General features: G+C 58.9%; 19 protein-coding genes and 2 pseudogenes. 11 read left to right on the top strand and 10 right to left on the bottom strand.

Annotated features, from left to right (window positions below; translation table 11 throughout):
- The first annotated feature begins 11 nt into the window (after positions 1 to 11).
- The 6 genes from Q2941_RS40845 to Q2941_RS40820 are packed head-to-tail and all read left to right on the top strand — an operon-like array spanning position 12 to position 6,322.
- Positions 12 to 872, top strand: coding sequence for a carbohydrate ABC transporter permease (locus Q2941_RS40845; protein WP_458196028.1), 861 nt, complete (start codon positions 12 to 14; stop codon positions 870 to 872).
- A complete protein-coding gene (locus tag Q2941_RS40840) occupies positions 869 to 1,810 on the top strand; it encodes a ribokinase (protein WP_458196027.1) in 942 nt (313 codons plus the stop codon). Before Q2941_RS40845 ends, Q2941_RS40840 begins: the two co-directional genes overlap by 4 nt.
- Complete coding sequence (locus tag Q2941_RS40835) at positions 1,807 to 2,577, top strand: SDR family NAD(P)-dependent oxidoreductase (RefSeq protein WP_449379864.1); 771 nt, start codon at positions 1,807 to 1,809, stop codon at positions 2,575 to 2,577. Before Q2941_RS40840 ends, Q2941_RS40835 begins: the two co-directional genes overlap by 4 nt.
- The gene (locus Q2941_RS40830) at positions 2,570 to 3,397 is read left to right on the top strand and encodes an HAD-IIA family hydrolase (protein ID WP_458196026.1); all 828 of its coding nucleotides are present in this window, start codon (positions 2,570 to 2,572) and stop codon (positions 3,395 to 3,397) included. Before Q2941_RS40835 ends, Q2941_RS40830 begins: the two co-directional genes overlap by 8 nt.
- Positions 3,397 to 4,509: an ABC transporter ATP-binding protein gene (locus Q2941_RS40825; RefSeq protein ID WP_458196025.1), complete on the top strand. Its 1,113-nt coding sequence runs from the start codon at positions 3,397 to 3,399 to the stop codon at positions 4,507 to 4,509. Before Q2941_RS40830 ends, Q2941_RS40825 begins: the two co-directional genes overlap by 1 nt.
- 37 nt (positions 4,510 to 4,546) lie before the next feature.
- Positions 4,547 to 6,322: a phosphoenolpyruvate hydrolase family protein gene (locus tag Q2941_RS40820; RefSeq protein ID WP_458196024.1), complete on the top strand. Its 1,776-nt coding sequence runs from the start codon at positions 4,547 to 4,549 to the stop codon at positions 6,320 to 6,322.
- An 11-nt stretch (positions 6,323 to 6,333) separates the two neighbouring features.
- Here Q2941_RS40820 and Q2941_RS40815 read toward each other — a convergent pair whose 3' ends face one another.
- The 3 genes from Q2941_RS40815 to Q2941_RS40805 form a co-directional block, all read right to left on the bottom strand.
- Entirely contained in the window at positions 6,334 to 6,948 is a 615-nt protein-coding gene (locus Q2941_RS40815) for a hypothetical protein (RefSeq protein ID WP_458196023.1), read from the bottom strand.
- An 852-nt stretch (positions 6,949 to 7,800) separates the two neighbouring features.
- Positions 7,801 to 8,583 carry an enoyl-CoA hydratase-related protein gene (locus tag Q2941_RS40810; protein ID WP_458196022.1) on the bottom strand — a complete coding sequence of 261 codons (783 nt, stop codon included), beginning with the start codon at positions 8,581 to 8,583 and terminating at the stop codon, positions 7,801 to 7,803.
- 213 nt (positions 8,584 to 8,796) lie between these two features.
- Positions 8,797 to 9,999, bottom strand: coding sequence for a CaiB/BaiF CoA transferase family protein (locus Q2941_RS40805; protein WP_458196021.1), 1,203 nt, complete (start codon positions 9,997 to 9,999; stop codon positions 8,797 to 8,799).
- A 498-nt stretch (positions 10,000 to 10,497) separates the two neighbouring features.
- On the opposite strand from Q2941_RS40805, the gene Q2941_RS40800 reads away from it, so the two are divergent.
- The gene (locus Q2941_RS40800; protein WP_458196020.1) at positions 10,498 to 10,788 is read left to right on the top strand and encodes a hypothetical protein; all 291 of its coding nucleotides are present in this window, start codon (positions 10,498 to 10,500) and stop codon (positions 10,786 to 10,788) included.
- A 44-nt stretch (positions 10,789 to 10,832) separates the two neighbouring features.
- Here Q2941_RS40800 and Q2941_RS40795 read toward each other — a convergent pair whose 3' ends face one another.
- Together Q2941_RS40795 and araD1 are read right to left on the bottom strand one after the other, a co-directional pair.
- Positions 10,833 to 12,188 (bottom strand): aminotransferase-like domain-containing protein, encoded by a 1,356-nt coding sequence (locus tag Q2941_RS40795; RefSeq protein WP_458196019.1) that lies wholly within the window; start codon positions 12,186 to 12,188, stop codon positions 10,833 to 10,835.
- A 65-nt stretch (positions 12,189 to 12,253) separates the two neighbouring features.
- On the bottom strand, positions 12,254 to 13,261 hold the full coding sequence (gene araD1 / locus Q2941_RS40790; RefSeq protein ID WP_458196035.1) for an AraD1 family protein: 1,008 nt from the start codon (positions 13,259 to 13,261) through the stop codon (positions 12,254 to 12,256).
- 282 nt (positions 13,262 to 13,543) lie between these two features.
- Between araD1 and Q2941_RS40785 the strand changes: the two genes are divergently transcribed.
- Together Q2941_RS40785 and Q2941_RS40780 are read left to right on the top strand one after the other, a co-directional pair.
- Entirely contained in the window at positions 13,544 to 14,017 is a 474-nt protein-coding gene (locus Q2941_RS40785) for a hypothetical protein (RefSeq protein WP_458196018.1), read from the top strand.
- Between the two features lie 65 nt (positions 14,018 to 14,082).
- On the top strand, positions 14,083 to 15,408 hold the full coding sequence (locus tag Q2941_RS40780; RefSeq protein ID WP_458196017.1) for an MFS transporter: 1,326 nt from the start codon (positions 14,083 to 14,085) through the stop codon (positions 15,406 to 15,408).
- Between the two features lie 485 nt (positions 15,409 to 15,893).
- On the opposite strand, the gene Q2941_RS40775 is transcribed toward Q2941_RS40780, so the two are convergent.
- A complete protein-coding gene (locus Q2941_RS40775; protein WP_458196016.1) occupies positions 15,894 to 17,096 on the bottom strand; it encodes a hypothetical protein in 1,203 nt (400 codons plus the stop codon).
- A gap of 1,014 nt (positions 17,097 to 18,110) precedes the next feature.
- Between Q2941_RS40775 and Q2941_RS40770 the strand changes: the two genes are divergently transcribed.
- Positions 18,111 to 18,887, top strand: coding sequence for a bestrophin-like domain (locus Q2941_RS40770; RefSeq protein WP_458196015.1), 777 nt, complete (start codon positions 18,111 to 18,113; stop codon positions 18,885 to 18,887).
- A 218-nt stretch (positions 18,888 to 19,105) separates the two neighbouring features.
- Positions 19,106 to 19,270 (top strand): annotated as a pseudogene (locus Q2941_RS40765) (phosphoenolpyruvate synthase regulatory protein); the annotation flags it as partial.
- 43 nt (positions 19,271 to 19,313) lie between these two features.
- Here the strand turns inward: Q2941_RS40765 and Q2941_RS40760 are convergent.
- The 4 genes and pseudogenes from Q2941_RS40760 to Q2941_RS40745 all read right to left on the bottom strand — a co-directional run.
- Positions 19,314 to 20,150: a metallophosphoesterase gene (locus Q2941_RS40760; protein WP_458196014.1), complete on the bottom strand. Its 837-nt coding sequence runs from the start codon at positions 20,148 to 20,150 to the stop codon at positions 19,314 to 19,316.
- A gap of 106 nt (positions 20,151 to 20,256) precedes the next feature.
- Positions 20,257 to 21,495, bottom strand: a complete 1,239-nt coding sequence (locus Q2941_RS40755; RefSeq protein WP_458196013.1) for an NAD(P)/FAD-dependent oxidoreductase — start codon at positions 21,493 to 21,495, stop codon at positions 20,257 to 20,259.
- Entirely contained in the window at positions 21,492 to 22,367 is an 876-nt protein-coding gene (locus Q2941_RS40750) for a sugar phosphate isomerase/epimerase family protein (protein ID WP_458196012.1), read from the bottom strand. The genes Q2941_RS40755 and Q2941_RS40750 overlap by 4 nt, the downstream gene beginning before the upstream one ends.
- 20 nt (positions 22,368 to 22,387) lie before the next feature.
- Positions 22,388 to 22,496 (bottom strand): annotated as a pseudogene (locus Q2941_RS40745) (Rieske family ferredoxin); the annotation flags it as partial.

Here is a 22,496-nt window from a genome sequence, read left to right as displayed (position 1 = left end):
GGAAGCAGCGCATGCGCTTCAATCGCTCGACGCCCACAAACCTGCTCTTGAACATCCTCGTCGGCATTTGCGCATTGATCCTGGCCTTTCCGCTTATTTGGATCGTAATGATGTCGCTGAAGCAGCAGGCCGATGTCATGACCTGGCCGCCAAGCTTCCTGTTCTCGCCGACATTGGAAAACTTTCGCGTCCTATTTGATGTCGCGCAGGCAGGAGCGACCAGCTACGGCACTATCAAGGTCGATTTCCTCACGCCGATTACCAACAGCGTCGTCATTGCGCTTGGCTCCGTCTTCATCTCGCTGCTCGTGGGAGTGCCTGCCGGCTACGTCCTGGCGAGGCGGGACATACCGCTCAAGGAAGACATTGCGTTCTTCATTCTCGGATTCCGCTTCGCCCCGGTCCTCCTGGTCGTCATCCCTCTCTTCAGCGTCTTCCAGACGATCGGATTGTATGACACCTATATCGGTATGATCTGGGTCTATCAGGTCGTCACATTACCAATGATCGTGTGGCTGAGCCGCTCCTATATCGAAGACATCCCAAAGGACATCGAGGAAGCGGCCGCCATGGATGGTGCCAAGCCCTTCCGGATCGTGCTGCACATCGTGCTGCCGCTCTTGAAACCGGGCCTGATCGGTGCCTCGCTGCTCATTTTCCTGCTCGCCTGGCACAACTTTGCCCTTGGTCTGATCCTCTCCTCGACCAAGGCGCCGGTGACGGTCGCTCTTCTCAAACTGCTCAATCCGGGCGTGCAATTCTACCCAGTTATGGCCGCAGGCCTGGTCGTGACGATGATCATTCCCGTCATTCTGATCGTGATCGGCCAACGCCACCTCGAACGTGGCCTTACCTTCGGTGCCGTAAAATGAGTGCCAGGCCATTGATGTTCTTCGGAACGACCAATCTGGATCTCTGCTTCAACGTCGAGCGCCTTCCGACGCCGGGCGAAAGCCTGATGGGCACGCTCACCCGCAATCCCGGAGGGAAAGGCGCCAACCAGGCCGTCGCTGCCGCTCGACTTGGCCTTCGGCCATATTTCTACACACGTCTCGGTGATGATGATGCCGGTCACTCCCTCTGGCAGTCATTGCGTGAGGCTGGCGTTCGCTCAGACGCAATCAATATCTGTGCTGGAGAAGTCTCCGGCTCAGCCCTCGTTCTGGTCGGTGACGACGGCTCTAACATGATCGTCATAGACCCCGGCGCCAATCTGAACGTCGGGCCGGAGATGGTGGAGAGTGCGGCCGAATTAATCGAGCGCGATGCGATCGTTGTTGCCGAAATGGGTATGCCGATCGCGGCGCTCAACCGGCTCTTCGAGCTGAAGCGCGATAAAGGCTTCGAGCTCATCTTTAACCCGGCGCCAGTGAGGCCCGGGCTTTCATCGGCGGCATGGAGAAGCGTCGATTTCGTTACACCGAACCAGACGGAGGCTTTTGAACTGACGGGCATCGAGGTCGACGACTTCGACAGTGCCGCATACGCGGCTTTGCGGCTTCTTGATCTCGGGCCAAGCGCCGCGCTGATCACTCTGGGGGCGCAGGGCGCCTATTATGCCGACGCAACGCGCTCTTTTGCTCTGCAGGCGTTTCCCGTCAAAGTCGTCGACACCACGGCGGCCGGAGACGCCTTTAACGGAGCATTCGCCGCATCACTGGCCCAGCGGTTGCCCCTAAGGGAAGCCGTAAGGAAGGCGCTGGCTGTCGCCGCCCTGTGTGTGACACGGCGCGGCGCTCAAAGCTCCATGCCCAATGCAGAGGCGGTTGACGAGTTTCTGAAATCCCAAACGATCTTGGAGTTGGAATGACCACACGGTTCTCAGTTTCTGATAGAACGGTCCTCGTCACCGGGGCCGGGGGCGGCATCGGCTCGGCCATTGTGAATGCATTTAGGGCAGGAGGGGCGAACGTCCTTGCCGCCGATGCTAACCTGGACAACCTCGAAGACATTTTGGCAAGCTTGCCCTATGGCAACGGCGCATTGCCGATGGCCATGGACGTCTCGCGTGAGGACGATATCGCCAGGGTTCTCGATGAGGTTGCCAGACGTTTTGGCCGACTCGATGTGCTGGTCAACAATGCCGGTATCAAATCTGCCCAGCCGCTCCTGAACGGCAATGCAGAGAAAATCGAGCGGACTATCCAGGTCAACTCGGTCGCTGTTTTGCGCTGCTCAAAACTGGCGATCGACCGCTTCATGAAGGCCAGGGGCGGCCGCATCATCAACGTCGGCTCTTCACTGTCCTCGCAGGGGGCAGTGTTCAACTACCAGGCCGGCGGCGCCGATTATTGCTTGTCGAAGGCGATCGTCCACGACGTCACCAAACTACTCGCCTATGAATGCGCGCCCCTTAAAATCAATGTGAACGCAATTGCGCCTGGAATTATCGATACGCCAATGCATGGGCGTCCGCGTGAGGAAACCGAAGCGCGCCACAGTGGCCGGATCCCCTTGGGACGGCTAGGGGTCCCGGAGGATATCGCAGGGCTTGCCGTCTTCCTTGCGAGTCCGGCGGCTTCCTACATGACGGGGCAGATCGTTCACGTGAACGGCGGGATGCTGATGAATGGCTAGCAGTAGCTCTAAGATCAACTGGCCGCCAGTCGAAGGGATCATTTCGGATCTCGATGGGGTCGTTTATCGCGGGAACGCTGCGATAGCCGATGCTATCCAGGCATTTGGACAGTGGCAGGCGGCCGGATTGCCGTTCTGCTTTGTGACGAACAATTCGACCCACACGCCGGAAGATGTCGTCCGCAAACTGGCCGGCTTCGGGCTTGTTATTGCACCCAAGGACGTCGTTACCAGCGCCATCACCGCGGCCGAGCTCGTCCGCGCGAAATACCGGGACCTCAACCGGGTATTCGTCATCGGCGCGCCATCGCTCGTCAAGGCTGTCAGAGATGTGGGGCTTGAGGTCACCGATCGAGCGGCGGAAGCGGTGGTCATGGGGCTGGACCGCCAGATCACACATGAGAAGCTGCGGATTGCGGTGGAGGCGATCCTGAACGGAGCGGAGTTCATTGGAACGAATCCCGATCTGCTCTTGCCGACCTCAGACGGATTCGAGCCGGGGGCAGGAGCTATGATCACCGCGGTGGCCGCAGTTACGAAAGTTGAGCCTGTCATCGTCGGCAAGCCCGAGCCGCATATGATCGAGACAGCACTTTCGCGTCTTGGAACCCCGCGCAATACCACATTGATGATCGGCGACCAGATTCCGACGGATATCCAGGCCGGCAAGCGGGCAGGCCTTCCGGCCGTGCTGGTCACGACCGGCGTGCCGCCCCGGGAGGATGCGTCCCTGGCGCCGCCCGATTTCATCGTTTCTTGCCTTGCGGAGATTGAGGTGAGGCCGGCGCCGGCAGGAAGCCCGCGACAGAGGAGAGCCTGATGGCTGACGTCCGTTTGGAAGGGGTCAATAAAGCCTACGGGACCATCCAGATATTGCAAAATATCGACCTGACCATCGATCATGGCGAATTCGTCGTGTTTGTCGGACCATCGGGGTCGGGCAAGTCGACGCTGCTGCGGATGATCGGAGGGCTGGAGCGCATCAGCGGCGGGCGGCTCTTGATTGATAACGAGGTCGTCAACGACGTTGATGCGGCCGACCGTAACCTCGGCATGGTGTTTCAGAGCTATGCGCTTTATCCGCATATGACCGTGCGCGAGAATCTGGCCTTCCCTCTGCGTATGGCCAAAATGGCGAGGGCTCGGATCGATAGCAGGGTCGCGGAGACGGCATCGCTGTTGCAAATCGATCATCTGTTGGATCGCAAGCCTCGGCAGCTCTCTGGCGGACAGCGGCAGCGCGTGGCGATTGGGCGCGCCATTGTGCGCGAACCCAAGGTGTTCCTGTTCGATGAACCTCTTTCAAACCTGGATACGGAATTGCGGGTGCAGATGCGAGTCCAGATCGCCAAGCTCCACAAGCAGCTTGGAAACACCATGATCTATGTGACGCACGATCAGGTCGAGGCCATGACCATGGCCGACAAGATCGTAGTGCTCAAGGATGGCAATATCGAGCAAGTGGGCACCCCGCACGATGTCTATCACAACCCGGCATCCCGGTTTGTGGCCGGATTCATTGGCTCGCCCAAGATGAATTTTCTCGACGGCCACATCGAGGCGGCTCACGAGGCGGGCATGGACGTCAAGCTCGATGCGGGCGCCACGGTCTCCGTCCCCGTCCAACCGGATCAGTTGCTCGTCGGAAAGCCGATCACGCTCGGGATTCGTCCGGACGATTTCTCTCCATTTGCGGCGGAGGAGAGGGAGGTCGCGATTGAGCTCGACGTCGATCTCGTAGAGCATCTTGGCAGCGTCACCTACATCTACGGAAGTGCTGGCAAGGCAGCAGTGGTTGCGAAGGCGCCGAAGCCCGAGCCGCCGAATGGGGCTGGCAAGGTTCGTCTTGCGGCTTCGCCAGCGGACTGCCATCTCTTCATGACGAACGGAAAAGCACTCCGACGCTTGCATGCGCCGGCAAATTGGAGCTAGTTTTCGAAAGCCTGCCGTGCAGGAGGTGGGGGCCGGTATGCACATGCGGGCGGACCAGGTAAAGGGCGGCGGGATCAGGCAGTTCTTCCGGAACTCCCGTTCGTTTGTGCTTGGAGCGGGAATCGGATCGGGCATGACTGCACGAGCTGCCGAACGCGCGGGCGCGGATTTCGTGCTTGCTCTTAATGCCGGCCGTTTTCGCGCTATGGGTGGCTCTTCGCCTGCCTCAATTCTTCCAATTCGCGATACCAACGAATTCGTGGCTGGCTTCGGCCGTACCGAAATCCTGCCCTCGACAAAATTGCCGGTCTTTTTCGGGGCCTGTACCTTCAATCCGCAGCTCGATATCGACCGCTTTCTTGATCGCATCATCAGGTGGGGCTTTTCCGGCGTCACCAACTTCCCTTCCATCATCCACATTGATGACTACAGAAGGTCACTGCTTGAAAAGTCCGGTCTTGGCTACGCGCGAGAAATCGAGCTCCTGGTGAAGGCCGCAAGACGCGGGCTGATGACCATTGGCTATACGCGGACCCAATCCGAAGTAAAACGCATGGTTGACGCGGGCACTGGAGCTATCTGCATCAACTTCAATCTCAACCGCGGCGTGGAAAGCGGATCCGAGCCCCTCATCAGTCTGTCGGAGCTTGCCGCGCGAACGAGCGCTGTTGCGCGTGCGGCTCAGTCCATCGACAGAAACGTGATTTGCCTGCTTGGCGGCGGGCCAATAACCAAGCCCGACGAACTTTTGGATATCTGCCGAGAAACGGGCGTCCAGGGCTTCATCGGCGGCTCGTCGCTCGACCGCGTCCCGCTTGAAATGTCGGTCCTTGAGGTGACGTCGGGCTTTAAGGCCATTCACCTATTGCGGGAGAAGGTCGATCTCCTTGAGCGCCAGCTTCAATTGAGCGGATTCAGGCACGGCGTCATTGCGCAGTCCTCAATCATGAAACGCGTGCTCGAGACTGCAAGGCGCTTGGCCAGCAATCCCAATCCCGTGCTCGTTTGGGGCGAGGCGGGGTCAGGCAAGCGACGAATAGCTAGTCTCGTTCATGCCTTTAGTGATCGGAAGCACACGAAGCCGGCGCTGTTTCATTGCCGCCCCGGTCCGGCCATCGATATGGTCGGTACGCTGTTCGGCGCCGAGGGCGATGAGAACAGGAGACGCCAACTATCGCTCCTGGAAGCCGCAAGCGATTCTTCGCTCTTGCTGATGCATGTCGATCAGCTGCCGAGGGATGGGCAAGAGCGACTTGCCGACTATCTCGAGACGGGGAGCTTCACGCCGCTGAACGGCGTATCCGCTGCAAGGTCAAACGCTCGGATCGTCGCAACCGCCACAGTGGCTCGTGGAGCAGGCTTGGAAAGTGTTCTATGTCCCCGCCTCCTTGCCTTCTTTGTTGGGCTCGATATAGGGCTACCCGCGCTATCAAACCGGCTGGAGGACCTTCCGCAACTCATTCAGCATTTCACGGTTGAGGCCAAGGGAGACTCGAACGCGCAAGCGCTGGCAATAGAAAAGTCTGCATTCTTGGCGCTAGCGGACCATCATTGGCCCGGAAACTTGAGGGAATTGCGCCAGATCGTCAACCAACTTGTCGCTCTGAAAGACACGCATATAAGCGCCGAGGTGCTCAAACCCTTGTTGAACGCAGCGTCCCCCGCTAAGCCCACATCGGCATTCTCTGAGCGCGAATGGATTATCGAAGGGTTGAAACGAAACCAGCTTCACCGCGGAAAGACAGCCAGGTCTCTCGGGCTTTCAAGAAAAACCCTGTACAATAAGATGAAAAAGCTGCGGATCCTGGAGTAACCTCGTGGCGCTTAGGTTGTTTGCATTTTCCGCTTCGAGCTTGTCCCATCGAAGAGCGCGAACGTCGGGACTGTCGATTTCCGCGGCCTAAGGCTTACCAGCGCCATCTCTTCGTCAATCGTCAGGTTGAGAGCTTCGCCCGGTAAATAGACGATGCCGTCGAGATGCGAGCCAAACCGCCTCTCTGCCGCTGTTATCTGAGAATCGTTGCCGGCGGCGAACAAGATCTTGAATCCCAGGCTCGCAAACCATTCCATTCGCCGAAGTTCGAGCTCCTGTCCGGTGTCAACCGGCACGCCTTCAGTAGACCGCTCAAGAAGGGATGCGGGCGGGAAGTTTATCACCCCGGTCATCCCGGCTTCGTTCAACAACTCGGCAACATCCTCCCAGCACGCGAAGGGATCGATCATGACGATTGCCGCATAGACATGAGCGCATCTCCTCCTGGGCATGGCGCGCAAGTCTCGAAAAAGGCAGTCGTTCCAGTCAATGACAGGCAAGGTGGCCATGACGAGCATGGAGCCTTGCGGAAGGCTTCGCAAAGATGGTGCGTAGATTTCCACGGTCGCGCCTTTAGGTGCGGCCGACAAGCGGGTAGCAACTTTGCCAATAAGGGGCGCTTTCACGGCTTCTACCCAATATTACCCGTTTGGACGTTGCTCCGATCTTATACGCGGTTTCAGCCCGGTCTAGACCACCTGGTATTCAGAGCGTTCTGCGGAGGAGAATTCTATTGACCGGGTGCACGGGAGCAGAGGTCCAGGATAGAAGCTTGTTGAAGCCGTTGCGAACCTTGAACTAGCTCAATTGTGTATTGCAATGCCACTGAGCGCTCGGGGCTAAGTGCAGGGCGTGGGATCGCGCACAGCACGTTTCAGTCCGATAGCTCGTAACAGGCAATCTGCGGGACGAAGGCTTTTTCACTTATGTGCCCCAGGGCCGAGATACCGCTTTCCGGCCCTGTTCTGGGAAGAGCCCAACGTAGACAAACCGGGTCAAAAGCCTGCCGCGCGCTTCGCAGTGCCAAACGCACCCGCTGGCAGACCGGTTTGTCTGCCTCCTCCCTTAACTTAAGCCGCTGTTGGAGAAGCTCCGGCAGCGGCATCTTTTTAGCCGTCCGGGAGCCTCGTTGGCCAGCGCGACCACGCGCGAGCGTTTCAAGGACGTCGCAGGCACCTTAGGCCCGTGCGCTAGTGACTTTCACCATGCATCACTCCTCAGACGCCCGCAGTCGATCGCCTGGGCCGCTCAAAGTTTCTTAAGGCGGCAGGGCACGATTATTTGGCTGGCAGCTGCCCCGAAGGTCCGGACTTGTAGCTGTCGCCGCGGCACGAGGGGGCAACGATGACCCGGTCTAATCTATCGCAGCTTTTCGAAACTCGGCATGCACAAGGAACGAGGTGCTCTCCGCTGCGGCTCACTTCTGGTCCTGTTCGGCTTATATTCTTCTTCGCAAGGCCAGAATCTCGCAAAGGGTTCTATTTGCCTTGGTACTTTGGTGGCCGCTTCTCAAAGAAGGCGTTCATTCCCTCTTGCTGATCAGAGGTGGTGAAAGCGACCCGGATCGCCTGACGTTCGAATTCCACGCCGGCATCGAGGGGCATTTGATAGGCGGCTAAAACTGCAGCCTTGGCAAGCTCCGCCGAACGAGGCGGCTTGTGAGCGATCATGTCCGCGATTTCGAGAGCTCGCGCCTGCGCATGACCAGTTTCGACGACTTCGGCGATTAACCCCGCCTGCAACGCTGTACGAGCCGAAATAGACTGGCCGCTAAGGATCATCAGCATCGCCAGCGACTTGCCCGCCACACGCGTCAACCGTTGGGTCCCCCCGTCACCGGGCAGAACTCCGATGTTGATTTCAGGTTGCCCAAAGAGCGCGCCTTCGCCTGCGACCACGATATCGGCCAGCATCGCAAGTTCGTGACCGCCTCCAAAGCACGCCCCTTCTACGGCAGCAACAATCGGCTTCGGACAGTTCGTGATGTCGCGCCAATCGTTGCGCCGGACTGGATTGTTTATGGCCTCGAAGCCGCGCTGCTGCATTTCCTTGATATCCGCGCCGGCAGAAAAGAACGCGTCGGTCCCGCAAAGGACGATGCAGCGGACGTCCTCATCTGAAATGGCATCCCGCAAGGCCAACGCAAGCGCCGCGATAAGCTCATTGCTCAGTGCGTTTCGCTTCGCCGGCCTGTTCATGGCCAAGAGACGGACGTGCGCGAGCGGGGAGGTGCACAGTACAAGTTCGGATTTTGGAATCACGAAAGAACTCTCCAGAATGGCTGGGGGAAAAGCCGAGAACTCGACCTTAGCTTGGATAGCGTAACTTGCTCCCAGCCCCGGGGGGCCAGAGCGTCCTATAAATCATGGTTGCCTCTTGATCTCAGCCATACTCCTGAGCAATCAGGATGAGGCCGGCGCGTCCTCTGGACAACGGAAGACATAGGTGGGCATCAATCGAAGTTTTTGGCGGACCTACCCGAAAGCCTTTCTGCTTCTTGCCTCCCGGATCTCGTGCTCCGAGAAGCCGAAGGACGACAGAACCTCGTTGGTGGCCGCGCCAATGGTCGCCGGGTGAATGCGCACGCCCGGAGGGGTTCGGGAGAGTCGGACCGGCAGCCCGGCGAGCGGCACCGGTCCGCGCCCGGGCACTTCGACCTGCCACATGATGCCGTTCTGACTTGCCTGAGGATGGCTGATCGCCTCCGGAATTTCATTCACAGGTGAGCAGAGCAGGTCCACGGCTGCCAAGCGCGCGAGCACTTCCTCAGTCGTCAAGTGCGCAAAGGCGGGCTCGCAATGATGCTGGATCGTGGCCAGATTTTCGATCTGCTTTTCACGCGTTGCGAGTTCGGGACGCGCACTTATGTCCGGTAGGTTGAGCGCCTGGCATAACAAACCAAGCGGATTGTCACGAAACAGCATCACAACGGCAACCCAGCCGTCAGCTGTCCTGACTAGCATCGCCTGGCGTATCCAGTTGGTTTTCACGCCATAGATGCTCTCACTAGCGATCTCGCACAGCTGCATCGCAAGTGAAACGTCGAACAAAGACGTCGACACCATTTGTCCGCGGCCTGATTTCTGCCGCTCGATCACGGCCGCGAGGATGCCTTGGACGAGCGACATGGCCGCGCCATAATCGACAATAGGAGAGTTGGTCAGCTGCGGAGGCTGGCGCTCTTGCAGTCCGCCCCGTGCCAGGCCGCTAAACGCCTGCGCTAGCATGTCCTGACCTGGCCGATCTGCAAGAGGACCAGCTTCCCCGAAACCGAAGCCTGCGGCATAGATAAGACGAGGATTGCGCGCGCTGAGATCGCCGTAACCAAGCCCCAGCCGTTCCATGACGCCGGGCCGGAAATTATGCATCAACACATCGGCGCGACCGACCAGCGTCAGGAGGATCTCCAAAGCGGCGGGGTTCTTCAAATCCAGGGCGAGCGTTCTCTTGTTCCTGCCCATCGCCGCGTAATAGGCACTCATTCCGCCAAGGCGGGTGGCCTCAAAATCGAGGCCGCGTGTGATGTCACCCTGCGGTCGCTCGATCTTGATGACGTCTGCGCCGAGATCTCCCAATACCTGTCCGGCAAGCGGCACCTGCATGACCATGCCGACTTCCAGGACCACCAGGCCGCGAAGGGCGCCCCCGCTGTCGGAGGCAGTAGATTCATCGCTCACGTCAGGCCTTTCTCAAGCTCAAGGAGCGCCCCGCTCCCATTTGACTTGGCCCAAACGCTATCTTGGCCCTTAGCCTGCGTCAACATTATACTATACCAATATCAGATTGATATATCCCAATAGCGCTGAGCGTTTTTGCAATGGGCACCGAGGGGCGGAGGCGGCTTGATCATCGAGGTTTGGAGCGGCGATTTGCGGCATTTGAGCAGCTAAGCGGAAGTTAGCTGTGGCAGCCGGAGAGGGCCGGGGGCGTGTAACTGATCAGAGCGGGACGGCGCTCAGTCGTTGGGCGAAACATTTTCAAATAGCGGAGCTAGAGCCAGCTGAGCAGGATCTGAACCACATCCGCCTGGCCAGGAGGAGGGGCTAGGCTCTTGGCCGGGGGAAATATCGCATTCACCGTTGCCATTGGTCGTTGTGAATCCTCTGAGACCTTTTCAGCTTCACGGCGTCTGCGTCTTTCACATAAGCGAGGAGGGCGAGGAAACGAATAGCTGGGTGACCTTCAGGGTATGCGGCGTGGCAACGTTGAGTCTGCTCTTCGCCGCCTTTCTGATGCCGCTGACCAAGCGCTACGATGCCACGCCTGCTTCTCGTTCCGCTCAATCATCTTTGTCCAGGTCCACCGGCAATTATCCCGATCGAAATTTGAGGATTGATGTCGAGGCCGTGCCATTCGAACAAGATTCGATTGACCGACGTGGCGAAATTGAATTGAGCGGCATGCGTTTAGACGTGATCCAGCGACTCTTCGGATCTGGATCGAAAAAGCGGTGCACCGGCCCTTAGTGGCATCTCGCTGAGAGCGCGCGAGGTAAGTCCCTTCGCACAACTCAGATGATTGACATACTTGCTTCGTTCCCGACCTCTAATGCGGCCGCGACCTGACGGAGCGCCCATTCGAGATCTTCGATGTTTTCGGGAACGCCGATCGAGATCCTCAGCCCCGAGATCAAGGAGGGCTCAACCAGGAGAGCCGAAGGAGGGGTTGTAATAACGCCGCGCTGCAATGAACGGGCTGCCACCTGCTGTGCAGTGTCACTCGGCAGGTCCAGCCAGACATGAAAGCTTGCCGGGTGATCTGGACGTATGTGCGGCCTGAGTATTTGGGAGGCGAGCTTCACGCGCTTCTTCGCCTCCTGGACCAGAGACTGCTTCACACGGGCGGCCGTTCCGGTACGGATCCATTCCGACACAATGAAGGACGAGATTGGCGAGGCCATCCAGCAGGTTGCGCGCATCGCTTGATGAATCTGCGCCAGGTACGGCTCGGGTACGACGAGCATGCCGATACGCAATCCTGGGGCCAAGCACTTCGATAGGGTGTTGACGTAGAAGGTTCGCTCCGGCGCCAACGAGGCGAGTGGCTCGCTCGCCTCGTCAAGAAACCCATAGGCGTCATCTTCAATGATCAGGATGTCGCGCTTCCGTGCGATCCGCACGATCTCGCGACGGCGCGCCGCACTCATGATCCTCGCCGTCGGGCTCTGTATGGTGGGAATGGCGAAAAGCACCCGCGCTGTCCCGCTAGCGGCCGCTTTGTCGAAAGGCCCGGGAAGCAATCCTTCACCGTCCATCGGCAGTCCGATAAGCTCGAGCTTTGCGAAATGCGCGAACGACTTCATGCCATGATAGGTGCCGGCTTCGACAAAGACTTTGTCGCCGGGCTGGCAAATCGAGCTGAGCGTCAGCGATATCCCGTGCTGCGCTCCATTGGTAATGACGAGGTTGTTCGGATTGGCATCGAAACCTGCTTCGCGAAACAGGTTGGCGAGTTGCTCCCGGTGTTCTGAAACACCCGAGTGGGACAGATATCCCACGTAATCGGAGATATCGGCCGTCGGGAACGTTGATGAGCTTTCGGCGAGCACCTTGGGCAGTAACGATGGACCCGGAATGTTGAGGCTTAGATCGACGACCTTCCCCCCGGCCGCAGAGCTTTGGCGCTGTGATGCGACAAACGTCCCCCGACCAACGTGTCCGACAAGCAGCCCTCGCCGTTGACCCTCCGCATAGGCCTTAATCACCGTGCCGACACTGAGGCCAATATCTTCGGCCAAATCACGCTGGGTCGGTAGCCTCGTTCCGGCGGCAAGAACTCCTGCCGCGATGTCCCGCTCGACAGCTTCGAGTAGCCGGAGAAAGAGGGGAGCGTTGCCCGCCCGCAGGTGAGGGTGCCATTTTTGCATTTCAATTGCTTATCTCAAAATGCCCCTGGATCGCTATGCCAATCTTTGACGTAGCTGATTCCAACTTACAATGGCAGCACCCTGACGATTTCCTGTGGCGCATCCGCAGCGAGGGGGTTGCGCAGCGGCCGCCCGAAGGTCGGAGACTCGATTTCGAACGTGTCGCCGCCCCGTAGCCGGACGCCGGCCGAAAAGCTTAAATTGCTTGCTCCGAAAAAATAGATGTGTATGTCCCCGGGACGTCGAAAAGCGCGGTACTTGAAGTGATGGTGCTCAAGGTTCGCGATGGAGTGAGACATGTTGCTCTCGCCGGAAATAAAATTCCCCGACCAAATAGGCGAGCCGGCCCTCAGAACGCGGATCGTTCCAAAGACTTCGTCCGGGAGATCGCCCATGAGCAGCTCAGGGCCGTAGGAGCACTGCCGCAGCTTTGAATGAGCGAGGTAGAGGTAATTCCTCTGCTCCATCACGTGATCTGAATACTCATTGCCAAGGCTGAACCCCACCCGTAGGACCTCACCTTGTTCGCCGATCACATAGAGTCCGACAACTTCGGCTTCGTCGCCCCCATCTTCAGCGTAGGAAGGTAATGTGAGCGGTTGTTCGGGGGCGACCGCCCAGGAGCCGTCGCCTTTATAGGCCCATTCCGGCTGGACACCGAGCGCTCCGGGCGGCGGCTTTCCGCCGTCCACACCGAGCTTGAACATCCGCATCGAATCCGACAGGTCGGCTGCGGCCAACTTCGCATGCATGGCGTCTCGCGACTCGGCGCTACCGAGATGCGTAAGGCCTGTGACGGCGATCATGCACCGGGAGGGGTCCGGGTGATCGAGAGGCAGCAGCAGCCGCTTCTCGCTGACGATCGCATCGTAGTCGACCTGCTCCCCGAAACCATGGGTCTCGATGCACTCGGCGAGCGAAAGTCGCAAGCGTGCGGCCTCTAACGCCAAGTCGCGCACGCTAGCCGCGTTCTTCACTAAAACGGGGTCCGAATTGCCGGCTGCGAGAGCTGCAACATGGCGGCAACCGTCGGCAGATACAAATTGGATCAGTCGCACGGGGTTCAATTCCATTTCAAAGCGAGCCGCCAATTGCGGCAAGTCAGATTGTCATCCCAAATGGGACAGGTCAATCTGTAGCCAGATGCAGGTCAATTTGCGAAAAATCTGCAGATTTTGTGGGGAGTTAGGGCTATGGCGGGCGTGAACTTCAGCTCGCTTCAGAATGCTTAGAGCATTGAGATAGCCTAACATACAAATGAAATGCGTCATTATTGACATTGCGGCAGCGCTATGTTGATCTTCGTAGATAATTGAGATGCTGCGCAAAGATGCAGCCCATGTTCCGGGGGTGAAATGGATCGCCGCAAGGTTCTTGCTGGATTGGCGACTGACGCAGTTGGCGCCCTCGTGGCGCCTGCAGTACGCGTCAGCGCTCCCGTCGTGACGTGGCGTCTCCAATCAAATTTCCCGCGCTCGCTCGGCTCGCCTTGGTCTGTCGTGAAGACCCTCGCGGCCTACAAGATGACGCTGAGTGGCAGCAAGTTTCGCATTCAATCCCTCTACCCGGTCGGCTCGACGGTCGCGGCGATGGTATCGGCACCCGCGATTGCGCAAGGGAGCAGAGGGATTCGATCGAACGGGCTTCGACATCAGCTCGCATGCGCGAACCGCTACTTGAAATATCTTGATGAAGAAAGGCGGAGCCGCCGCCTGCGGTCGCTTGGGCATCCGTTCGCACCGGTGCCGCCCGAAATCTCCCTAGGCTTGCTCAACATCGCGGGTCTTCTGAATTCACACGTATTGCTCTGGGCTCGCTACGGCCAATGAGTGACCCGCGCTCTCGCGCGCCCCTAAAACCCAAACAATTTGCAGCAACGAGCGGAAGCAGACACATGCAAACAACTGCACAGCCCTCCATCGCACTCGTTCACCCCGACAAGCAAGTTACATCGAGGTCAATGACAATTGGCCTCGGCGGAGGCGTCGCGCTTGAGTGGTACGACTGGCAAGTCTACGGTTTCATGGCGGCGTTTCTTTCGCCGCACTTCTTTCCCTCCAATGACCCAATCGTCTCTCTGCTCGGTGGACTGGCGGTGTTCGGAGCGGGTTTTGTGGCACGGCCGTTGGGAGCGGCTTTGCTCGGTCCAATTGCAGATCGCATCAGCCACAAACGCGTCATGATGATCGCGGTTACGGTAATGGCGTTGTCCTCGCTGCTGATCTCGGTCTTGCCGGCTCACAAGGACGTCGGGACCCTGGCCACCGTCGTGCTGGTTCTTCTTCGGCTCGCGCAAGGTCTTGCCACGGGCGCTGAGGCGGGGGTCGCTAACGCGATCGCGATCGAGTTGGCACCGCCAGGACAGGAGGGCCGGTACCTTGGTTTGATCAATGGTACATTCGTCATGTTGGGCTCAATCGGAGCCAGCCTGGTCGCATTTTTGGTGAGTGCTTCCGTTGCTCCTGAGGTCATGCGCGAGTGGGCCTGGCGTGTGCCGTTTGCAGTTGGTGGCGTGCTTGGTTTGCTTATCATCTTTCTTCGCCAAGCCATCCCGGAAACCTTGATCGCTCGCGCGATGCACCGCGCGGATGAGATGTCGCGCATTCAGGAAACGACCGGCGGCGTGTGGAAGACGCTCTGGAGCGTTCGATTGTCGCTTCTCGCTGCTATTTTGGTGGTCGGTTCCGTGCAGCTTGCGAACTACACGTATAATTTCGGTCTGCCCAACATCGCCAATGGAGTGTTTAAGGAGAATAGCACCTGGGTGTACGGCATCCTGACCCTTATGGGGTTTTCCTGGATGGTATTCTCACCGTCCATCGGCGCCTTTGCAGACAAGGTGCGGCCATCGCGCGCATTCATAATGATCCGCCTACTACTCATCCCATCTTTTTTCCTGACATTGCTCTATTCGCAACAGAGCCTTTTGACCTACTCAATTGTTATGCTGCTCGGGGGAGCCATGGTGGGCTGCAACATGGCGCTGTACAACTTCATAGCCACAACATTAATGCCGCGCACCGTGCGGACTACCGGCGTCGCGCTCGGCTATGCAATCGGAGCCACGTTGTTCGGCGGTACCACTCCGTATCTCCTCGTATGGTTGCAGCGCGAGAATCTGACTTGGATGTTCCCTATCTACGGATCGTTCATCGCGCTGTTGAGTGTGGTCGTCTACCAGATCGCCAAGAAGAGAGGCTGCGTCTACATAGGCGACTAGCTCGGTCTGCCCGCCTAACTCCCAGGGACACCGCCGTGTCAGTGCCGCCCACTCCGTTCTGGGGAGGGCGGCGCGCCGCGCCGTTGAAGAATCCCCCAGAATAGATCCTCCTCCTTTTTTGCTCGCGGTCATTCGAGCCAAACCAGCCAAGCTCGATGCCTGCTCGGCGAAGCCCGTCAAAATAGACCGCGACACCTCTACTTTTGCCGGCAATACCGGTTGTCATACAGAGGACCGCGATCAATACGGCCGATGATCCAAAAGCGCTGAGACTCTCCGATTTGTGGGCTGTCGCAGCGAGTATTGCAGCCGCGCGGGGCGCCGCCGCATATTTCCACTGCCGACATCTATCCGGCGGTGGAAAATGGCACCATCGCCACGGTCGATGAGTTGAGCCCATACGATGACCGAGGCTTTGCCTCTATAGCGTCGCGCTCACGCCGCACTCAATAAACTGCGAGCTCCGGCCCGCAGGGAGTGCTATTCTAGATGTCCGCAGGCGGCAATCTGCCAGTAAGCAAATGGAGCGCCTCGAACAAATAGTAGCTACCGAAGATGAGTTCCGCATTGCTGACGTAGTCCTCGGCTCGAGAATCCTCGCGCTTGTTGAAACATCCTTCGACCAACATGCCAGGCAAACGTTTATCGTTCTTGTCGACCGGAGTGAGATAACGTTCGACGAGCGCCAAAGCGGTCCGTTCGCCGGCTTGCCGATATAGTTGCCGCTTGCTTTCAGACGGCGCAATCGAACTCAACTTTAGAAAAGCCGACGCCATGAATGCGGTAGCCGCAGTGTCTCGCTCAACGTTGGGGGCTTTCGGATCGTCAAAATCCCAGTATGACACGCGGTCAGCTGGCACATGGGCGATCCACCAGTCGGCACCCTTCATGGCGGCCTGAAGCCATCGCTCTTCTGGGCCGCCGGACAAGTAACTAATCGTCGAGCAAACGACCCCCCATGCTTGTGCTCTCGCCCAGACGCTGCTCTCGCTGTAGCCTTTGTGCGTGTAGCGTCGTAAGATGTGTCCAGTCGCGGGATCGAGCGATGAGGACTGGACGAATGAGCCGTCCTCGCGCTGATGAAGTCCCAGCACCTTGTCGGTATGATTGGCAGCGACCTCACGCATCTCTCGGTCATTGGCGGTTCGAGCCGCCCAAAACAGCAACAGTGAGACGACCAAGCTGTCGACACTGCTTGCGGTCGCTCCTACGTCCGAGCCCTCCTCTGCATTCGCGCCGAGGGGCACCAGACCTAGCTTCGGATTATACCGCTGCTTGAGGTCTCGCGCCGCTGCGAGGCCGAGCGCCCGGGCGTGCTCACTGCCGGCGAGCAGCGAGCCGAGTCCAGCGCCGTAATAGAAGGTCGCGGCCTTGAACGCGGTGTCGGCCGTGACGCGCGGCCCAAGGCGCGCGCAACCCTGCTCCGCGAGAATCCTGAAGCGCTCGCCGCCACTCCCGCGAGAGGCAAGCCAAAGCATCCCCAACCAATATCCGCCGGTCCAATCCCCATTCGGAGTTGTAGTCCAAGTGCCGCTTTCCGGGTTCGCCCAATGTGGATAGGCATCCCCTACCTGCCGAGCCGTTTCTTCAATACGCCCTACCATACGTGCGATCGGTTCTTCCCAGTCAGTCCTCATCAATACTCCCCATGAAAATTCAGAAACCGGCTGCTCGAAGCTGGCGCTCAAGACAGAATCTCACGAGGATTGAGATATATCAATAGCAAATTGAGTTAGTGTATTGGTGTAGCAATCTCATATTGGGTCCATTCCCCGTTGAACGGTAACCTAGGGGCGTCAAGGCTGTCCTTCGTCATCCATGGGAAGAAGTTTTCGAGCGTGATCTCGAAGCGCCGGCGACACGCAGTCGCGATCGGGGTCGCGCGATTGAAGGCCTCGATCCACGGCTTCAGGTCTTCGCCGAAGGAGGATCGAGAAACCCGCTTCCTTGATCATGGTCTTCTTGCTTGCCGATCGGAGCAGGCAAGTGACATCACTGCCGGCGAGGGATCGAGGTCGCTGCCGACTATATCGAGTAATCGGCCGAGCTCGATCGGCGCTTCGTCTGAGAGCGTATTGAGGATGTGCAGGCGAGCAGTTGGATCTGCGCGGTTTGGCCGCAGGCCCTCGTCGTCGAGGTCGCGGAGCCGGTCGGCACCACGTCGAGATCGAAGCGTCCGCGAACAAAGCGGGCGGCACCCAGGGATCGTCGTTTTCGTCCCGAAGAATCGGCAGCGGCTCGGCTGTGCTCGCCAAGCCAGCGTTCGCCACCATTCCCAATTCGGCCATGCGGACGCGCGCGGCATTGGCAGGCTGCTACGCAGCCTCATCAACATTTCCCGCGTCCGCAAATCATGCTGGCGGCTTGTTGTTCGGCAGACATCGCCGGTAGGAACCGCATTGTAGGCCGGGTGACGGTCTCACAAATCGCTTCTGCATCCGCGGCATTCGTCTTGTTCGGCTGACATAAGGCTTCATCTAGGCTGGCATCAAGCGGACCAGGTGCCCAGCGAGGTGATCTGGCGTGCCCAGAGTCGGCCGTGCAAAAGCCATGGAAACTTCTGCCGGAATGAACGAATCCAATCCCTGAACCATTCTGTCGTGGCCAGGGTTGTGATTCCACTAGCAATATATTATTTGGGGCCCAATGCTCATATGTTCTAGTCGGGGTCGCCGCCTTGTAACAGGGGATCGGCTAACCCAATGATCAAAGCTTGGCTAGACTTTCCAATATTTGAATTGTTCGCAGTCCTCTTCGCCTTTTACGCGACGACTGGCGCTGTCATTGTGATCGCGAGTTTCAGCCCCGCAACGGTCGTGCCGGTGCGCCGCATAGAAGGCGTGGTCGCTCCGTTTTTCGGCACGGTCGGAGTTTTGTTTGCGTTCCTGACCGGATTTCTGGCCAACGATATAACCGATCGCAACCGCCAAGCGACCCGCGCGGTACAGTCAGAGGCGGCGGAACTGCGCAACATCTATGCTGTCAGTATCGCGTCCGCCTCCGACATGGGCAGCCTCCGCTCAGTACTGGCGAAATACGTCGCCGCCCTCGTGGACGACGAGTGGCCGGCGATGGCGCAGGATCAGGAGGCCAATTCGGTTAAGTCAGCCTATGACGCCTTGCTGCGAGAGGTGAGCGATCCGCGGATCGCTCAAACAGCGGGCGGGGCGGTGCAGACTGCCTTGCTAAATGCCGCAGTCAGAGCGGGCAGCGCGCGCTCCGAACGGCTCGCGTTGGCCTCCGATCGCACGTTCGATGCCAAATGGATTCTCGTCCTGATCCTTGGCGTGGTGACACAGATATCAATCGGGTTGGTGCACCTGAAGAAGGCCGGTGCGCAAATTACGGCGCTAAGCGTGTTCTCAATCGCCGTCGTCATGGCGCTGGGACTCATTGGTCTCCAAGAGCGTCCTTTTTCCGGTGATATCCGAGTAGAACCGGGGCCTCTGGCAGAGGTCGCCAAGATCCCAGCGGAATGATGATGCATCATGCAAACCATTCCCGCGTGGACGCAGCTGGGAGATTTCTTGCCCCCGCTCTCAGCAGCTGCGCTTGAGCATCCCTCTTTAGCCATGCATCCATCCGACTCAGATGATTGCGTGAGTGCCACAGACGCCGACCTCCAAATACCTTCGCATTCAAATTTTGGACGCCGATCCCGTGGCTTAGAGGACCCGACCATTGGTGGTGAGCCTGCGCGCCGGGGATTGAACTGTTCACGCTGCTGGAGAAGGATCTGGTCTCCCAGCTCGAGGACAAGTGCAAGGAGATCGACGTTCCGAGCCTGTCGATCATCGGCCCGGTGATGCAGTTGTTCGAGGCCTATCTCGGCGCAGCAACGGCGGGTCGCGTCGGCGCCCAGCCGGGTATTTCTGACAGTCGGCGTCGTTCATGGTCGGTCCCTTTCAAATCTCGATGATGAGCTTCTCGTTGAAATTCGGGTTGTCCCAGGTCCGCAGCTGGCCCGGCCATGGGCCGTAGCCTTTGGCATTGCTGAGGACTCGGGTGTTGCCGATCACGGCGTCGAAGGATTCATGAGTGTGCCCGTACACCCATAGATTTGCCGGCCGCAACTCGTTCTTGTCCTCTGTTGTCGACTGAGGACTCATCAACGACCTCAAATCGCTGCGATAAGCGACAATCAAAAGCTCTTCGAGCGTCGGTCGGAAGTCTGGGTCGTGGAGATGCGCGGGAGCCGGCACGGGTGCGTGATGCGTGACGATCACCAGCTTCTTCTCGTCGCGAGGCTTGCGCATCTCGGCTTCCAAGAATGCCAGCGAACGCCTGTGCCTGGCGAGCGCGTGTGGGGGCCGAAAGCGCTCTACGTAGCGGCCGACCCGGACTTTCTTGAAGTCATTCATGTGATCGGCGGCGACCGCCATTCCGCGATGCGCGTCGCCGAAAAGCGCGAAGTCGGTCCAGAGCGTCGCGCCGGCGAACGTCACGTCGCCGATGCGGATGGTATCGTCCTGCAGGACATGCACATTCGTGCCGGCAGCCACCGCCTTGGCCTTCTCGAGCGTGCAGTCGATGTCGGTCCCGTAGGCTTCGTGATTGCCCATGATGTAGATCACCGGCCGATCAGGCACGCGATCCAACAGCCAGCGGACGCCGCGCTCGGCCCTCGGTACCAGGTCGCCGGCGACTACCATGACGTCGAAGGCGGGGCGCGCGTTGCCGGACGGCAGGTCCCTGCCGCGGGTGAGTTCGATGTGCAGATCGGACATGACCCAAAGGCGCACGATGCTACTCCTCGGTCCGGAGGGAAGCGGGGTCGACTTCCGTGAAGACGTTGGTCTCGCGGTCGTAGCGGCGGCAGGTGATGAACGAGCGTCCGCAATGCCGAATTCACTGAACTAGGAGACGTTTCATGTTCACCGCAGGGTCTGCGAGCGCCTCTGCCTTGGGTCTAAGTCCGCGGCTTATCATCATCTCGGCAAAACGCACTTCCCTCGCTACCGTGCCCAGGCTCCCAAATCCACATGCGGCCACCAGACGGCCGTCGGCGGCGAGGTAAAACAGGAGCTGGCCCCTCGTGCCGAGCTTCCTGACTACAGGGATTTCTCCGTCCGGGCAGAGGCCGACGATTTGCAGTGTCTCGTCGTACTGATCCGACCAAAACCAGGGAACGTCCTCGAATGGACGGTTCTCGCCCAGCATGTTCGCCGCCGCCACCGCACCTTGCCGCTGTGCGTTGCGCCAGGCCTCCAGCCTGACCCGCTTTTTATAGAGGCGATGCGGAAACGAACAGCAGTCGCCCGCCGCGAAGATGTGCGGATCCGAAGTCGCCAGCATCTCGTCCAGAACTATGCCGTTGTCGACAACCAGTCCTGCCGCTTGCGCAAGTTCGACATTCGGCGTCGCACCGACCCCAACGATCACCAGGTCGGCCACGTGTGAGCGACCACCGGTCAGCACCACGCTGGAGCGTCCTTCACTGAAGTCGACCCGCTCAACGATAGCGCCTGTCTCAATGCGCACCCCAGAACGTTCGTGCTTGGCCCTGATCAGTTCAGCCATAGGAGGTGGTACTGCCCGCATAAGTAGCCGCGATCCTGCCTCGAGTACGACCACCGAAGCACCTCTTAAGACCGCGCTCGCAGCAACCTCGAGCCCGATAAAGCCGCCGCCGATTACAACCACGTCGCATCCTTGGCCAATAGCGTGACGGATGCGAGTAGCGTCCTGATACGTCCGCAGCGTCGCGACCCTCGTTCCTTCAGCGATCGGAACCGTCAGTCTCCGAGGTCGGGCTCCCGTGGCTAGGAGGAGTCGGTGATACGCCATCCTTGATCCGTTTGAGAGCGTGACCACATTGGCCGCGCGATCAATCGCAACCACTTCGTTTCCGTGGAGATAATCGATCTCCAACTCGGCGAGACATTCTGCCGTCACAATTGGCTTGGGTCCAGGCTTCATCTCGTCGGTTAGGATCGCCTTGGATAGAGGCGGGCGCTCATATGGCAGCATAGTTTCGTTGCCGATTAAGGCCACGATGCCTCCCCAGCCGCCTTCGCGCAGGGCGACGGCAGCGGCCGTACCGGCTTCGCCCGCCCCAACGATCACCATTGTGGATTGGTCGCTCAAGCAGCTGAACCATTTCCGAGCGCAGGCTGTGCATCGTTTGTCGCGCTCTCGAACAGGCTGCGCACCAGGGATTTGAGTAAGAGAGCCTCCTCCCAGCGATCTGTGGTGTCGTTGCCCTGGCGATCGCTAATGGCATAGGGTTGCGGGCCAAGTTCGCAGGTAAAAGTGAGACGGGCACCCGCGTCGGCGCGCCTTCGCCAACTGTTGAAGCCGTATTTCCACCAACCAAGAAACAGATCCAGCCAGATTTTGTGCTGGGGGAAAGTGATCTCAACCTGAATTTGCTCGCGAGACGCCACGCGGCCATGAAAAGCCCAGGTACGATCGAGCACCTGCCGCACCAGTGCTTCGTCTTCGTCCGAGATCGGATACCAGAATTCGCGGCCTAGCAAGATGTGCGAGAGATCGGCAAGCATGCGCATCCCAGCAACCTGGTCCATCAGGTCGAGTGTGAAGAGGAGATCCGTCGTCATCCTGTTGCGATGCGTCTCGAAGTAGATCGGCATGCCCGCCTCTTGCGCCACCCTGATCCAGCCCTCCAGCAGGGGGATACAGTCGACGACACGGCGCGGGCGGATGTCAGGCTGGACGTTGAGATGCAGGGCGTCGAGGTGATGAGCAAGATCAATGGCCGCTTTCAAGTGATCGGTCGTCTGCGGGAAGCACATACCCTCGACTACCAGTCCTGAGCCGGCCAGGGCGCGCGCAATCAGGGCGACACGTGCAGGATCAGCGCAGGAGGTGCTGATGCCGTCGAAGCCCGCTTCCCGGATCATCGCTATGTTATGCTCGATAGAGCGTTCGACCCCATCGGGTTGGCGTCGTTCCATCGCCCACAGGGATTGTAGTATAAGCAAGCTCTGCTTCGACATCGTTGTGCTTTTGGCTTCATTCAGAGCTTGATGAAAACGGTGCCGTTCTCGACCTTCACCTCGTAACTGCGTAGGTCAACACATGCAGGCAGTGCGCGCGACTCGCCAGTTCGGTAATCGAACGTCCCG

The organism is Bradyrhizobium sp. UFLA05-153 (genome assembly GCF_054185185.1).
The sequence above is the reverse complement of the archived record's forward strand: the minus strand, read 5'-3'. Positions and strand labels throughout refer to the sequence as shown.